Origin of the sequence: Clostridium sp. LIBA-8841 (genome assembly GCF_034439435.1) — a bacterium.
In the GTDB taxonomy this organism is placed as follows: Bacteria; Bacillota; Clostridia; order Clostridiales; family Clostridiaceae; genus Sarcina.
The window spans coordinates 487,147-502,359 of the sequence record NZ_JAPCKJ010000001.1 but is presented as its reverse complement, the minus strand read 5'-3'; the positions used below and the strand labels follow the sequence as shown (position 1 = coordinate 502,359).

General features: G+C 28.3%; 10 protein-coding genes. 9 read left to right on the top strand and 1 reads right to left on the bottom strand.

Translation table 11 applies throughout. The annotated features are described in order from the left end of the window. The first annotated feature begins 158 nt into the window (after positions 1-158). Complete coding sequence (locus OIF33_RS01970; RefSeq protein WP_416173346.1) at positions 159-1,160, top strand: polysaccharide deacetylase family protein; 1,002 nt, start codon at positions 159-161, stop codon at positions 1,158-1,160. A 164-nt stretch (positions 1,161-1,324) separates the two neighbouring features. Then, positions 1,325-2,386 (top strand): PRK06851 family protein, encoded by a 1,062-nt coding sequence (locus OIF33_RS01965; RefSeq protein WP_322502547.1) that lies wholly within the window; start codon positions 1,325-1,327, stop codon positions 2,384-2,386. A 51-nt stretch (positions 2,387-2,437) separates the two neighbouring features. Here OIF33_RS01965 and OIF33_RS01960 read toward each other — a convergent pair whose 3' ends face one another. Further along, complete coding sequence (locus OIF33_RS01960) at positions 2,438-3,532, bottom strand: ribose-phosphate pyrophosphokinase (RefSeq protein WP_322502546.1); 1,095 nt, start codon at positions 3,530-3,532, stop codon at positions 2,438-2,440. 592 nt (positions 3,533-4,124) lie between these two features. On the opposite strand from OIF33_RS01960, the gene OIF33_RS01955 reads away from it, so the two are divergent. The 7 genes from OIF33_RS01955 (at position 4,125) to bioA (ending at position 15,159) form a co-directional block, all read left to right on the top strand. Further along, on the top strand, positions 4,125-6,176 hold the full coding sequence (locus OIF33_RS01955) for a molybdopterin-dependent oxidoreductase (RefSeq protein WP_322502545.1): 2,052 nt from the start codon (positions 4,125-4,127) through the stop codon (positions 6,174-6,176). A gap of 107 nt (positions 6,177-6,283) precedes the next feature. Continuing rightward, positions 6,284-9,685, top strand: a complete 3,402-nt coding sequence (locus tag OIF33_RS01950; protein ID WP_322502544.1) for an AAA family ATPase — start codon at positions 6,284-6,286, stop codon at positions 9,683-9,685. 459 nt (positions 9,686-10,144) lie between these two features. After that, complete coding sequence (locus OIF33_RS01945; protein ID WP_416173345.1) at positions 10,145-11,290, top strand: DUF1002 domain-containing protein; 1,146 nt, start codon at positions 10,145-10,147, stop codon at positions 11,288-11,290. Between the two features lie 303 nt (positions 11,291-11,593). Further along, positions 11,594-12,148, top strand: coding sequence for a biotin transporter BioY (locus OIF33_RS01940; protein WP_322502543.1), 555 nt, complete (start codon positions 11,594-11,596; stop codon positions 12,146-12,148). Positions 12,149-12,165: 17 nt separating this feature from the next. Further along, the gene (gene bioB, locus OIF33_RS01935; RefSeq protein WP_322502542.1) at positions 12,166-13,125 is read left to right on the top strand and encodes a biotin synthase BioB; all 960 of its coding nucleotides are present in this window, start codon (positions 12,166-12,168) and stop codon (positions 13,123-13,125) included. 2 nt (positions 13,126-13,127) lie between these two features. Continuing rightward, a complete protein-coding gene (gene bioD, locus OIF33_RS01930) occupies positions 13,128-13,814 on the top strand; it encodes a dethiobiotin synthase (RefSeq protein WP_322502541.1) in 687 nt (228 codons plus the stop codon). Beyond that, a complete protein-coding gene (gene bioA / locus OIF33_RS01925; protein ID WP_322502540.1) occupies positions 13,804-15,159 on the top strand; it encodes an adenosylmethionine--8-amino-7-oxononanoate transaminase in 1,356 nt (451 codons plus the stop codon). Before bioD ends, bioA begins: the two co-directional genes overlap by 11 nt. The last annotated feature ends 54 nt before the right edge of the window (positions 15,160-15,213 follow it).

The window sequence follows — 15,213 nt, the reverse complement described above, 5'->3', positions numbered from 1 at the left end:
ATAAGAAAAAGGAACTTAAAAGAAGATATTCTTTTAAGTTCCTTTTGTAGCTGAATTTAATATGAATTAAATTTAAACAATTTGTAACAAAAAAGATCTTTTAAAGTTTTAATATAGATATTAGGAGATTTTAATATTTAATTTATATAGACATGGAGATGAATTTTGTGCGTAATAGAACGAGTGATGAAAAACATAAAAAGTATGTTAAAAGAAGAATAGCAACGGTTGTGGTTGGTGTTGTTATAATAGTTGGTTTAGGGTTTGGTATTAAAGCTTTAGAAAATCACAACTCTAGCAAAAAAGCATTAGCTTCAACTAAGAATAATATAGAAGAGGCTAAAAAAGAGGAGAAACCAAAACCAACAGATATAATGCCAAATGGAAATATAATTTATGCTGCTGATTCTTATGCTGTCAGTGCAGATGAAGTTGAAAAAATGCTTCAAGGAAAATCTACTAATACTGATAAAGAAATATTTTTAACTTTTGATGATGGTCCAAGCGAAAATACAAAAGAAATATTAAAAATTTTAAAAAAAGAAGATGTACATGCTACATTTTTTGATATAGGGTCAGCTTTAAAAGATAATAAAGAAAATCAAGAGCTGTTAAAAGAAGAAATTGATCAAGGAAATGCTGTAGCAGGTCATAGTTTTTCACATGATTATAAAACATTATATCCAGGAAATTCAGTAAATGTAAATAAATTTATGAGTGAATTAAATGAAACTAATGAAATAATGAAGAGCGTATTAGGAAATAACTTTAATGCTAGAGTTGTTAGAATGCCGGGTGGATATATGTCTAGAAGATATTATAGAGATCCTAATTTAAAAGCTCTAGATGAAGCTTTTGCAAAGGATAATATAGTTAGTATAGATTGGGATGCTGAAACTGGAGATGCAACTGGAAAACATTATACAGTAGAGCAATATGTTCAAAACTCAGCTAAAAATCTTGATTCTTTAAATCATGTAATTTTATTAATGCATGATGCAGCAGCGAAGAAAGAAACTGTACAAGCATTGCCTTCAATAATAAAATTTTATAAAGATCATGGGTATGCATTTAAGGTAATAAAAAATTCACCTGTAAATGATTCTAATTCTTCAAATACAAGTAGTAATTCACAAAGTAGTAGTACACAAACTACTTAATTAAAAATAAATATTAATTGCAGAGTAATATAAGTTATAATGCTCCTTATTTCAAAAGTTGATTTTATTATTTAATAAAATCAACTTTTTTGTTCTGGAACTTATTTACAGTTAAGAAAATATAATAAGTTAAGAGCGATATATTAGATATTAAGGAGAAAAAAATGAAGAATGTAACTTATTATTATGGAGCAGCAAATACATCAAAGGGATTTAAACCACTTTATAACTCTATTTTTCAAGGGATAAAAAAAATATATTCATTAAATGGAGGAAGCAATATATTTAAGACCGCTATTATAAAAGAGCTCATAGATGAATATAGTGACAAGTTTAACTTAGACGTTATTGTTAGTTCTATAGATAATAATGAAATGGAAGGAATAATATTAAAAGAAGAGGAAATTGCTGTAGTAAATGGTACTCCTCTTCATGGGGTTATGAATTTAATAGGAGATAATATTGAAGTAATAGACTTAGATATATTTCTAGATAAAAATAAAATTAGTAAAAATGAAGAAACAATAAAAACTTTAAAAGATGAGTTTTCTCAATGTATGAGTAATGCCCATATGGAATATAGAAAGGCTTTAAAGATACATGATTACTGGGAAGACATTTATTTCCCTTATATAAATATTAATAAAGCGAATAAGCTTACGAAGCATATAATTGCACTGTTAACAGAAAATGCTCTTAAGAAAGAAAAGCCAGGTAAAATTGTAGAGAGATATTTAGGTGCAGCAACACCTACTGGGTCAAAGGATTTCGTACCTAACATAACAGAAGGTGTTAAGAGATATTTTATAAAGGGTAGAGCAGGAACAGGAAAATCAACTATGCTTAAAAAAATAGCAAAAGAAGTATCTGATTTAGGTTATGATGTAGAATTTTATTCTTGTGCATTTGATCCAGATAGTAAGGATATGGTTATAAGTAGAGAACTTAATTTTGCAATCTTTGATAGTACAGCACCTCATGAATACTTCCCAAGTAAGGAAGAGGACGAAATCATAGATGTTTATACTTCATATATTGAAGATGATGTTGATAAGATTCACAAGGAAGAAATTGCAAAACTTGCTTTGAATTATAAAAATCAAGTTGGAAAGGGAACTGCCTTCTTAGCAAAAGGTGAGGAAATTAAAAATAAATTAGATGAAATTTATAACAATGCTTTTAATGATAAAGAGGCAAAGAAAGCTGTAGAATTCTTATTTAAATAGATGAGAAAAAGGCTCTGTTTAATTAAACAGAGCCTTTTTAAAATTAAGGAATTATTTCTCTTCTAGTAATCTCTTGATTATGTGAGTAGCATCCATGTATGATGCTACAGATTTATCATAATTTAATCTATTTATTATTCTAGCTATGAAGTCAGATAAATCAACAGATTTAAACCAAGGAGCATCTTTTACTTCTTCTGGAATATAAGTTAAGTTTGTTGAATAAACGCTCTTAATTATTCCATCATTGAAGAACTTATTGAATTTTTCTAGACCTTCAGTAAAGAATGAGAAAGTAGTAGCTACATATACATTTCTAGCATCTCTTTCTTTAAGTTCTTGAGCGATATCAAGTACAGATTCACCAGAAGCTATCATATCATCAACTATTAAAACATCTTTACCAGCAACATCTCTTCCCATGTATTCATGTTTAACTATTGGGTTTTTACCATTAACTATACGTGAATGATCTCTTCTTTTGTAAAATAAACCGACGTCAACTCCTAATACGCTTGAGTAGTAAATTGCTCTGTCCATTGCTCCAGTATCTGGACTGATTACAAGTAATTTTTCTTTATCAAGCTCTAAATCTTTTTCGTTATGAATTAGAGACTTAACTATATCATAAGTTGGGTAGAAGTTTTCAAATGACATTAGTGGGATAGCATTTTGAACGTTAGGGTCGTGAACGTCAAAAGTTAAAACTTCATCAACACCTAATCTTTCAAGTTCTTGAAGTGCTAAGGCGCAATCTAAAGACTCTCTTCCTTTACGTCTGTGTTGTCTTGATTCATATAAAAGAGGCATTATTACAGTAATTCTTCTAGCTTTTCCTCTTATTGCAGAAACAGTTCTTTTTATATCTTGGAAATGTTCATCTGGTCCTTTATGGTTTTCAAAACCAAACATTTTATATGTACAACTATAGTTACCTATGTCACAAAGGATATAAATATCTCTTCCTCTTACAGATTCAGGTATTTTAACTTTTCCTTCACCGTTAGAGAATCTTATCTCATCAGTTTTGATTAAAAAAGAATCCTTGCAATTTCTTTTTTCTTGTATAAGCTTGTCTATAGCGTTACCAAGGTCTGTACAACTTTCTAAAGCTATAATTCCTAATCCATGATTTTGTTCGTTCATTCGTCTATCTCCTTCTCAATGCATATTTAAAATATTTTACAATCGTAAATACTAAAGATATTGTCACTTATATTATATACGAATAATCTGCTTTTAAAAATAGAAATTTATCATAAATTTTGACTAAATTTAAGAAATTACGCTAATTTTCCCTGTCAGATAATTTAGATTTTTTAGAAAATATGAATATTATTCGAAATTTAATCTGTAAGTAATATGTTTTGTTAAAATATTAGAAATAATAATTTTGGATTTTATAGCTTTAATAAATGGGGCAGGGATAAGATTAATTTTATATAGTTTATAGAATTAAAAATAAATTTTATTAAACTAAAAGTATATTAAAAGATATATAAATTAAAATTAGAGTGTTAAAAAGTTAGAGGAAATTTTTACTTTCTACAAATTAAATTTCATTTTATGGTTGTTAATAGATTCTTCTTCATATAAAATTAGACTAAATTAAAAATGAACTTTATTTTATGTTCACAATTTTATGTGCATAAGTTTTTTTAGAGATAGAAAATTTAATGAGTATATTTAATTACCAATTAGAAGGACAGGGATAAAAAAGCTGTGGGGAGGTATGTTTATGGAAATATTAAGTCATGGATGCACTTTAGATTGTTTTGATTGTTGCAAATTTAATGTTTATAAAGAAAAGGATAAGGTAATAAAAATTGAAGGAGATAAGGACAACCCTTTTACTAAGGGAATTATATGCAAAAAGGGAATAGCACATTTAAGAAGATTAAATCATGAGGAGAGAATTTATACACCTCTTCTAAAGAGCAATGGTAAATGGAAGGAAATTACCTTTGAAGAGGCATTAAACATAATGAAGGAAAAACTTGAATTTTTTAAGAGAGAGTATTCCTCGAAATCCATACTATATTACAATCAATATGGAAGTGGAGGAATTCTCAAGGGAATAGAGGATGTGTTTTTCAACTTTTATGGAGGAGTTAGTAAAGCTATAGGTGGGCCTTGTTGGAGTGCTGGTATGAGAGCGCAAAAATATGATTTTGGAGATTCTATTTCTAATTCTATAGAAGATATGTTAAATAGTAAAAATATATTTTTATGGGGAAAAAATCCTGCGTATACAACAATACATACAATGTCTATGTTAAATAAGGCTAAGAAAAATGGAAGCAGAATAATAGTTATAGATCCTATAAATACTCAAAGTGCAAAGCTTGGAAATATTCATGTGAAAGTTAAGCCAGGAACAGATGGAGCTTTAGCAATGGCAATGGCTAAGATAATCATCTCTAAAAATCTTCAAGATGATGATTTTATAAGCAATTATGTTTTAGGGTTTAATGAATACAAAAAGCATTTAGAAGAATTCGATTTAGAGTATTTAAGTAAGGAATGTGGAATATCTATAGAGGAAATAAATAAACTTGCTGAAATGTATTGTGAAAAAAATTCAAGTATATATTTAGGATATGGAATGCAAAAATATAAAAATGGAGGAAATACCATAAGAGCTATTGATTCATTAGGTGCTTTAACTGGTCAAATTGGAGTTAAAGGTGGAGGAGTAAATTACGCAAATAAAGTTTTAACTAGAATACTAGATCTAGACCCATTTAAAAGTGAAAGCTTTGGGAAAAACAGAGAGTTCTATGTTTCTAATATAAATGAGTTCATAGAAACACCGAAAAAATATTCTTTAAATAAAGGGGATTCAAATGCTCCAATAAAAATGATGGTAATAGCCAATAGCAATCTTATGAATCAACTTCCTAATTTAAATAGATTAAGTGAAACCTTAGATAAGGTAGATTTTAAAGTTTGTTTTGATATGTTTATGACAGATACAGCTTTAAAATGTGATTTATTCATACCTTGTACTAATACTTTAGAAAGTGAGGACATGGTATTTAGTTCAATGACTAATCCATATTTAATTTATAATGAGCAAGCTGTAGAGCCTAAAGAAGAACTTATGGATGAATATTTCTTTTTTATGGAATTAGCAAAAAGGATGAATATAAAGGGTTATCCATTAGTTTCAAAAAGAGAGTATTTAAATAAGATTATTGAACCATTAAAAAGATACAATAAAGATATAACTTTAGATATAATTAAGAAGGAGTCCTTTACAGTTTATAATGATATAGCTTGGGAAGATAAAAAGTTTAAAACACCTTCTGGAAAGTTTGAGATTGCTTCTGAAAGAGCTTTAAAGGAAGGTGGAAGTTTAACTCCAACTTATATATCTAATATAGCTGAAAGAGAAGATGAAGTTTTAAATGAAGACACAAATAAGTTTAGGTTACTTACTAATCATTCTAAGGATTCTTTATCAAGTCAACATTATATAGATATAGATGGAATAGCAAAGGCATATTTAAACGAAGAAATGATGAAAAAGTTTAATATAAGTGAGGGAGAAAAAATTAAACTTAAGTCATCAAAGGGAGAAATAACATTAAAGTGTTCTTTAGATAAAGGAGTACAAGATTATGTGGTACTTATGTATGTTGGATGGTGGAGAAAGCATGGTAATCCAAACTTTTTAACTGAATCAGGTATTTCTGATATGGGAGGACAAATAACATATAATGATACCTTTGTGGAAATTGAAAAGATAACTTTAAATCAACATCCACCTAAAACAGAGCCTAAATAATAAATAAAATAACAAAAGGGAAAGCTTAGTATTTGAAGAGGATAAACATTATAGAAAAGAAGGAGGAATTGCTTCATTAAAGAATCAGTTTATGAAGTGAGTAGAATATGGTGAATAAAGAGATTTTAGAAAATGGATTTTTTAAAATAGAAAAGAAACTTAATGAGGAACTTATAGGACAAAGAGTTTTTAATAAGGAGTTATGCAATTACTTTAAAGAAAAAATTAAAGAGGATAGTAAAGGTATATTACTTATAGTAGAGGAAAGAGATATATTTAAAAATAGTGTACTAAGTTTATTATTTAAAGAACTTAGTAAATATGAATTCCTTAAAAATAGTAAGATTGATGAAATTGATTTGGCAGCATATAAGTTTAATTTAGGATATAATGCTTTCTTAACAGACTTATATGAAAAATTAAATAGTGATTCTCAATGTGTAATATTTAAAAATACAGAAGAAGCAAGTGAAGATATATTAAATGTGCTTTCAGGAATAAGTCCTAATTCTTGTATAATGCTGAAAGATAATTATGTAATAAAGAATAAATTTTTAGTTGAAGCAGAGGAAATTGATGAAGAAATCATAAATAAAATTATTTGCAATAATAAGTTCTTTATATTCCTTTATAACAAGGAAAAGAACGAGGATTTTGAAACAATATCTAAAGAGTTTTTAGTTAATAAGAATAAAGCTTTATATAGAAAGGCATTAAGTGAAAAGGATAAAAATAAGGTCATAAAGAAAAAGCTATTAAAAGAAATAAAAAAAGTTAAAGAACTTTTTGATGTTGACATAATAATAGGGGTAGATGAAGATCCGGAAATAGAAGAAAAGGCAGGAGTTTGTCCTTATATAGAAGATACTTTTAGAGAAAAAGGAAGTTTAAGTTTAGATCAATATATATCTTATAAAATATGTAAGCCAATAATCAATATTATTAGAAAAGAAGGAATTGAAGCAAATAGTAGATTGCTTATATATGTAAAAGACGATGGTATCTACTGCAAATCAAATGATGAAATATATGATTTAAGCAAATACACAACTCCAACCTTAGAAGAGGTTAGATATAAGTTAGAATCTATTATTGGTATGAAGGAACTTAAGGATTTTATAGATAAAATAGAGAATAACTTTAAGGTGCAAAAGATAAGAGAAAAACTTGGATTAAAGCCAACTCAGATATCTTTAAATATGATATTTGCAGGAAATGCAGGAACAGGAAAAACCAATGCTGCAAGAATAACTTTTGAATATTTACATGCCTTAGGAATGATAAAAGAGAATATATTTAAAGAGGTTAGTAAGGCAGATTTCATAGGTGAAGGAGTTAATGATACTGCTAAAAGAACAAATGAAATAATAGAGTCTGCTTTAGGGGGAGTATTATTTATAGATGAGGCTTATTCTTTATGCAAAGATGAAAAGGATAAAGTAGGACTTGAAATTGTTGATGCTTTATTAAAGGGAATAGAAGATAATAGAGGCAATATAACTGTTATTTTAGCTGGTTATGAAAAAGATATGGAAAACTTTTTAAGTTTTAATCAAGGGTTGAAATCAAGATTTCCAAATGTAATAAAATTTGAAGATTATAATCCATCAGAAATGTATGAAATAGCCGTTAATATTGCTAAATCAAAAGGGTATAGAATAGCTAATAATGCAAAGGCTGGGCTTATTGAATTATTCACTAAGAACCAACTTGTTGGAAAGAGTGATTTAGGAAATGCTAGATTTGTTAGGAATATTGTAGAAAACGCGATAATGGATGCTTCTAAAAAATACTTAGTAAATAAAGAAAGAGCTATAGATCTTTTAGAGAAAGATAACTTTAACTTTAAGGTTAGTGCTAAATTTGATTTAGAGGAAAAGCTTAAAGAAATAATTGGACTTGAAGAAGTTAAAGAATTCCTAAGAAGCCAATATAAACTTATAGTGGCTCAAGAAAAGAGAAAGTCTGTTGGGGTAAGCACTAAAATAGAACAAAACTTAAATATGATATTTGCAGGGAATCCAGGAACAGGAAAGACTAGTATAGCAAGATTAGTTGCTGAAATGTTAAATAGCATGGGACTTTTAAAGGTTGGTCAATTGGTTGAAACTGACAGATCAAGTTTTGTTTCAGATATTCTAGGAGAAACCTCAAAGAAAACTGAAGAGAAGTTTAAGGAAGCTTTAGGAGGGGTTTTATTTATAGATGAAGCTTATACTTTAGCTAATGATTCTCTAGGAAGAGAAGCTATAGAAACTCTTCTTAAATTAATTGAAGACTATTCAAAAGAAGTAATAGTTATTTTAGCAGGTTATGAAGAGGAAATGGAAAACTTCTTCGATGTTAACATAGGATTAAGATCAAGATTCCCACTTTGGACTAAGTTTGAAGATTATAATCCAAATGAGCTTTTAGAAATGGCTATAAAATTAGTAGAAGCTAAAGGCTTTAAGCTTTCTAAGAATGGATATTCAGAGCTTAAAAAGAATTTTGTTGAAATATATGAAAATGCAGATGCTCAATCAGGAAATGGAAGAATGGTAAGAAATTATGTTGAGCAGCTTATAAGAAATCAAAGTATTAGAATTGCAGAAAATGATATAAGTGTTTATGAAATGAATTTAATAAACACAAAAGATATTAAGGCTATGAATGCAATTAAATATGATAACCACTTTGATTTAGAGAAAAAATTAAATGCTTTAGTAGGAAATGAGGGGTTAAAAGATTTCCTTAGAAGTCAATATAAACTTATAAAAATCAAGGAGAAAAGAAAGAAGCTTGGCTTCGAAGTTGACTTAAATAAGTATATGAATATGGTGTTCACTGGAGAAAGTGGAACAGGGAAGAAAACTGTTCTAAATATATATTCAGAGATGTTATATAGCATGGGAATAGTAAAAGCTAAAAGCATAGTTCAAATAGATAAATATGAATTTATGGCAATGGTTAATTCAGGTATAAAGGTAGAGGATATGTTGAATAAGCATATTGGAAAAGTTTTATACATAGATAAGTGGAATACCTTCTTTGGGGAAGAAAGATATAATGAAATAGTTTCAGACCTTATAAAGTTCATAGATAATAACAGTAATAGAATAGTTATTGTTCTTGGCGGTGTAAGAGGAAAAATGAAAGATCTTATATTAGCTAATGAAGGATTAAACTATAGATTCCCTGTTTGGGTTGACTTTGGAAATTACAATGAAAAAGAATTATGTGATATAGCCTTAAGTACCTTAGTTAAAAAAGGGTTCTCTTTAGATGAGGATGCTGAACTTGCTTTAGAAAATGCTATTGGGGATATGCAAAAGAGAATAGGAGAGTTAGCTCTTAAAAATGGTCTTATGATAAAGCAGTTTTTAGATAATTTAATAAGAGTTCAAAGCGTAAGAGTATGTGATGAAGAATTTAACTTGGATACATTAAACAAAATATTAGCAGAAGATATATTAAAAAGTAAGGAAAGTTTCTTAAAGAAAAATATCACTCAACATGGTAGTTTTTAAACAAATATTATTTTGGAATTTGGCTTTGTTTTAGGTGAATATTGATTTTTAGCTAGCCCTTTAGACCTACTTAATTTTGCAAAGTATTACTAGCATCTAATCCAGAATAATGCAATACTAATTGTTCATTAATATGGCCTTACAGTTCTATCTAAAAATCAATGCTTGTTTAAAATATAGCTTAAAAATTAAATGGTTTTAATTAAAGAAGCCTAGTACAAGTATTAATTGTATTAGGCTTTATAATGTTTGGTTATGTGGTTTTTATAGTTTTGATTAATAAATAGAAATTACTTTTTTATTAAGATATATTAAAGTAATCAAATTTTAATTTTTAGGTATATTTGCCATGATATAATTTGAAAACGGGTGAAGAAGTTTAGTAAGGGTGATGAAATAGATAAGCTTAACTTCTCATAACAATTATATTTTAGGAGGTGTTGTTGTAGTAATAGAGCAATGGTTAAATTAAAGGGATTAACTATTACTTACAACGAAAAGATTATGATAAAAAAGAAAAGTTTAATGAAAGTTATTTGTGGAGCCATAGTGAGTACATTCATGTTTGGAATGGCAACTCCAGTTTTTGCACAAAGTGAGAAAACTGAAGCTGTAGTAACTTTAGGAGCTAATCTAACAGAAGCAGAAAAGTTACAAATGTTAGATGCTTTTGGAGTAAAGGCTAATGAAGTTAAAATAATAGAAGTAACTAATCAAGATATAAGGGAACAATTAGGTATGGATACAAGCAAACCTATTCCGGCAAGTAGTCAATCTATATCAAGTTCTTACGTAGTAGTTAAGGATAAAGGTGGAATAAATGTAACTACTAACAATCTAACAGAGGTAACAGGAAGTATGCTTGCTAATGCACTTCTTACATCAGGGGTAAATAATGCAGATGTAAAAGCAGATGCTCCATTTAAGGTAACAGGAACTGCTGCTTTAGCAGGTATATTAAAAGGATTTGAAGATGCTTCAGGAGAAGAGTTATCTCTTCCAAAGAAAGAAGCTGCTAGAGAAGAAATTTCTCTAACTAATAATCTTAGCGATGCTAAAACTAAAGATGGACAAACATTAGGTAAGGATGAGGCTGCTGTAGTAGTTAACGATATTAAAACTGATGTAATAAAAGATAAGCCTAAAAATGATGAAGAAATCGGAAAGATAGTAAATAATGTTACTAATAATTACAATATAGTTTTAACACAAGGTCAACAAGAGCAAACTATACAATTCATGTCAAAAATAAATGATTTAGATTACAACTACAATGCTATGAAAGAGTCTTTAAATCAAATGAATGATAAGCTTCAACAAGTATTAAAGGATACAGGAAAACAACTTGAAGAGAGTGGACTTTTAGAGAAGGCATTAAACGGAATAAAGAATGCTCTAGTTGATATTAAAGACTTTATTGTAAATATGTTTAGTTCAGCTAGTGAGAAGGTTAAGGACGGAATAACATACGATGAAAATGGTAATATAGTTATAAAAACAGGAAATAATTCAGATGATTCAAGTAAACAGGAGAATATTCAAGATCAACCACAGGATCAGTCAAATGAACAACCTGAAGATCAATCAACACAACAAAATAAATAGTAATAAAAAGGAGAGCTTTAGAGCTCTCCTTTTTATTTGGATCTATTTTAGCTTAGATATTCCCTAAGACATAACTTAAAATTAATACTAGTTCAAAACATAGTCTTTTGTTTTAATAAAAAATCTTTAAATTGGATATTTGGTAAACCAATAAATTTTAATAAAACAAATGTAAACCTAAAAATATTTATTAGTTGACAATTGTGAACGGTGAGAGTATTATATGAAATATACTTTGATAATCAAGATAAATTTGTTTTGAGAGATATTATGGATTTATAAGAATTAAAGGAGATTATATTTATGAAAATTAAGACAAGAGACTTAACATTAATACCTATTTTTGCTGCACTTACAGCTATAGGTGCTTTTATAAGAATACCTATTCCTATAGTGCCATTTACACTTCAGTATTTCTTTTGTGCATTAGGAGCAATTTTACTTGGGGCTAAAAGAGGTACATTAGCTCAAATAATTTATGTATCCGTAGGATTAATTGGAATTCCTATATTTACTCAAGGTGGAGGCCTTTCATATGTATTTCAACCTACCTTTGGATATTTAATTGGTTTTATTTTTGGAGCTTATATAATAGGAAAGATAACAGAAAACTTAAAGAAAATAACTATTAAAAATTTATTCTTAGCTGGTATTTCTGGGCTTTTAGTTATATATATATTTGGAGTTTCTTATATGTATTTAATTTATAATTTTTACTTAGGTGATACTATGAGTTTATTTTCAGCAGTTAGTATTGGAGCTATAGCATGTCTGCCAAGCGATCTATTATTGACTTTTATAATTTCATTAGTTGGTTCTAAAGTGGTTTCAAGATTAAAAAGACTTGAGTATGTATAAGTTTGAGGTGTGTAGTTATGGATTTTATTTTAAAAATGAAAGAAAAGGCTTTAAAAAATATTAAATTAACTAAAGAAGAAGGAGTTAAGCTTTTTAATAGTGATTTAGAAATATTGCTTAAAGAAGCTAATAATATAAGAAAAGAACTTCATGGTGATGGAGTTGATTTATGTTCCATAGTTAATGGGAAAAGTGGAAGATGTGGAGAAGATTGTGCTTATTGTGCCCAGTCTAAGCATCACAAGACTAATATAAATGAATATAATCTTCTTGAATACGAAGAGATAAAAAGGATTGCTAAAGAAAATGAAGAGGAAGGGGTGCATAGGTTTTCTATAGTGACTTCGGGAAAAGGCCTTTATGCTGATGACTTTAAGAGAGTTGTTAATTATTACTCAAACCTAAATAAAGAACTTAAAATAAATCTTTGTGCTTCCCATGGCATAATAGATAAAGAAGCTTTAATTAAATTAAAAGAGGCTGGGGTAAAAAGATATCATCATAATCTAGAAACCTCTAAAGAATATTACCATGAAATATGCAAAACTCACTCTTATGAGGAGAGAATAAATACTATAAAACATGCTAAAGAGATTGGGTTAGAGGTTTGTTCTGGAGGAATAATAGGGCTTGGAGAATCAATTTTAGATAGAATAGACTTAGCTATTACTCTTAGGGAATTAGAAATAAAATCAATTCCTATAAATGTATTAAGTGCCATTAAAGGAACAAAGCTTCAAGATGTACCACCTTTAGAAGAAGAGGAGATATTAAGAACCATAGCTATTTTTAGATTTATAAATCCAGAGGCAAAAATAAGATTAGCTGCAGGGAGACATTTACTTAAATTCTTTGGGGAAAATGCCTTTAAAGGAGGAGCAAATGCTACTATAACAGGCAATTTATTAACCACATGTGGAAATAAGATAAAAGATGATAAAAAGTTAATAGAGAAAGTTGGAATGAGGATTTTTTAGTTATGAAAAAGGGAGTATATATCATAGGTACAAACACTGACATTGGTAAGACTTTTGTTAGTGGATTAATTCTAAAAAAATTAAGAAGAGATGGAATAAATGCAGGATATTATAAACCTGTTTTAAGTGGAGCTGTAAAGAGGAAAGAAGGACTAATACCTATGGACTGCGAAGAGGTTATGAAAATCTCAGGGTTAAAAGAGGATTATGATAATATGGTTTCTTATATATTAGAACATCCATATTCACCACATTTGGCAAGTGAAGTTGAAGCGGTTCCTATAAATATAGAAAAAATAAAAATGGATTATTTAAGAGCTAGTGAAAAATATGATTTTATCCTTTGTGAAGGAAGCGGTGGAATAGTATGTCCTATAAGCTTTTCAGATGAAAAATTTATGCTAGAGGATATAGTTAGAGAAATAAACCTACCAATAATATTAGTATCTAATAGTGGATTAGGTTCTATTAATCATACGGTTTTAACCATAAGTTATTTAAAAAACTTAGGTTTAAAAGTTAGTGGAATAGTACTTAATGGATTTAATAGAAAAAATATAATACACACAGATAATAAAAGAATAATAAGAGAGTTAACAGGAGTAAAAAATATTTCTACTGTACCAAGTCTAGAGAATATAGAAGAATATGATTTAAATGAACTTAATGAGGTGCTTTATGGAGTTTAAAGAAGAATTAATAAAAAAAGACTTAGAGTATATATGGCATCCATGTTCTCAAATGAAGGATTATGAGGAGCTTAAACCTATAATAATAAAGAGTGGAAAGGGACCATATCTTTATGATTTAGATGATAAAAAGTATTTAGATTGTGTTAGTTCATGGTGGTGTAATCTTTTTGGACATGCTAATAAAAGAATAAATAATGCTTTGAAAAATCAAGTTGATAAACTAGAACATGTTATTTTTGCTAATTTTTCTAATCTACCGGCTATAGAGCTAAGTGAAAGATTAATAAAGTTAACAGGAGAAAGATTAAATAAGATATTTTTTTGTGACAACGGTTCTTCTGCTATTGAGGCAGCTATAAAGATGAGTTTTCACTACCATAAACAAAGCGGAAAAGAAAAAAAGAAAAAATTTATAGCTTTAGAAGATGCTTATCATGGGGAGACCTTAGCAGCTCTTTCAATGGGAGATTTGGATATCTATAGTGCTGTATATAAGCCTTTAATGATAGATGTTATAAGAGTAAAAGCACCAAATTGTTATAAGTGTGAGTTTTCAAAAGATAGACAAAATTGTAATTGTGAATGCTTTTCTTATATGGAAGAAGAATTGGAAAAGAATTCTGAGATTATATCAGGAGTTATTATAGAACCATTGGTACAAGCTGCAGCAGGTATGAAAATATACCCGTCACTATATTTAAAAAAGCTTAGAGCGGCTTGTGATAAATATGATGTGCATTTTATTGCAGATGAAATAGCTGTAGGGTTTGGAAGAACCGGAAAGATGTTTGCTACTGAATATGCTGGGATATGTCCTGATTTTATGTGCTTATCAAAGGGATTAACAGGAGGGTATATGCCAATGGCATTACTTTTGACAGCTAATAAAATATATGAGTGCTTCTATGATGATTATAATAAGCATAAAGCTTTTATGCATTCACATACTTATTCAGGTAATGCCTTAGGAGCTTCCATAGCTGTTGAAGTTTTAAATATATTTGAAGATGAAAATATATTGGAAATGGTAAATAGAAAGGGGAAGTTTTTAAATAAAAAATTAAATTCTGTTCTTAAAGAACATAAAAATGTAGGAGAAATAAGAAGTATTGGAATGATAAATGCTATAGAGTTAGTTAATGATAGAAAAACAAAAGAAAGATTTCAAAGTGACTTAAGAATAGGATATAAAATTTATAAGGAAGCTCTAAAAAAGGGATTGCTGTTAAGACCTTTAGGAGATGTTTTATACTTTAATCCTCCATATATTGTTTCAGAAGAAGATATGATTTTTATGGTTGAGACAACCCAAAAATGTATAGAAAATGTTTTAGGAGAATAAGATAGTTTTGCTATCTTATTTTTTTATATAGATATTTATTCTTGTTAATAAAAG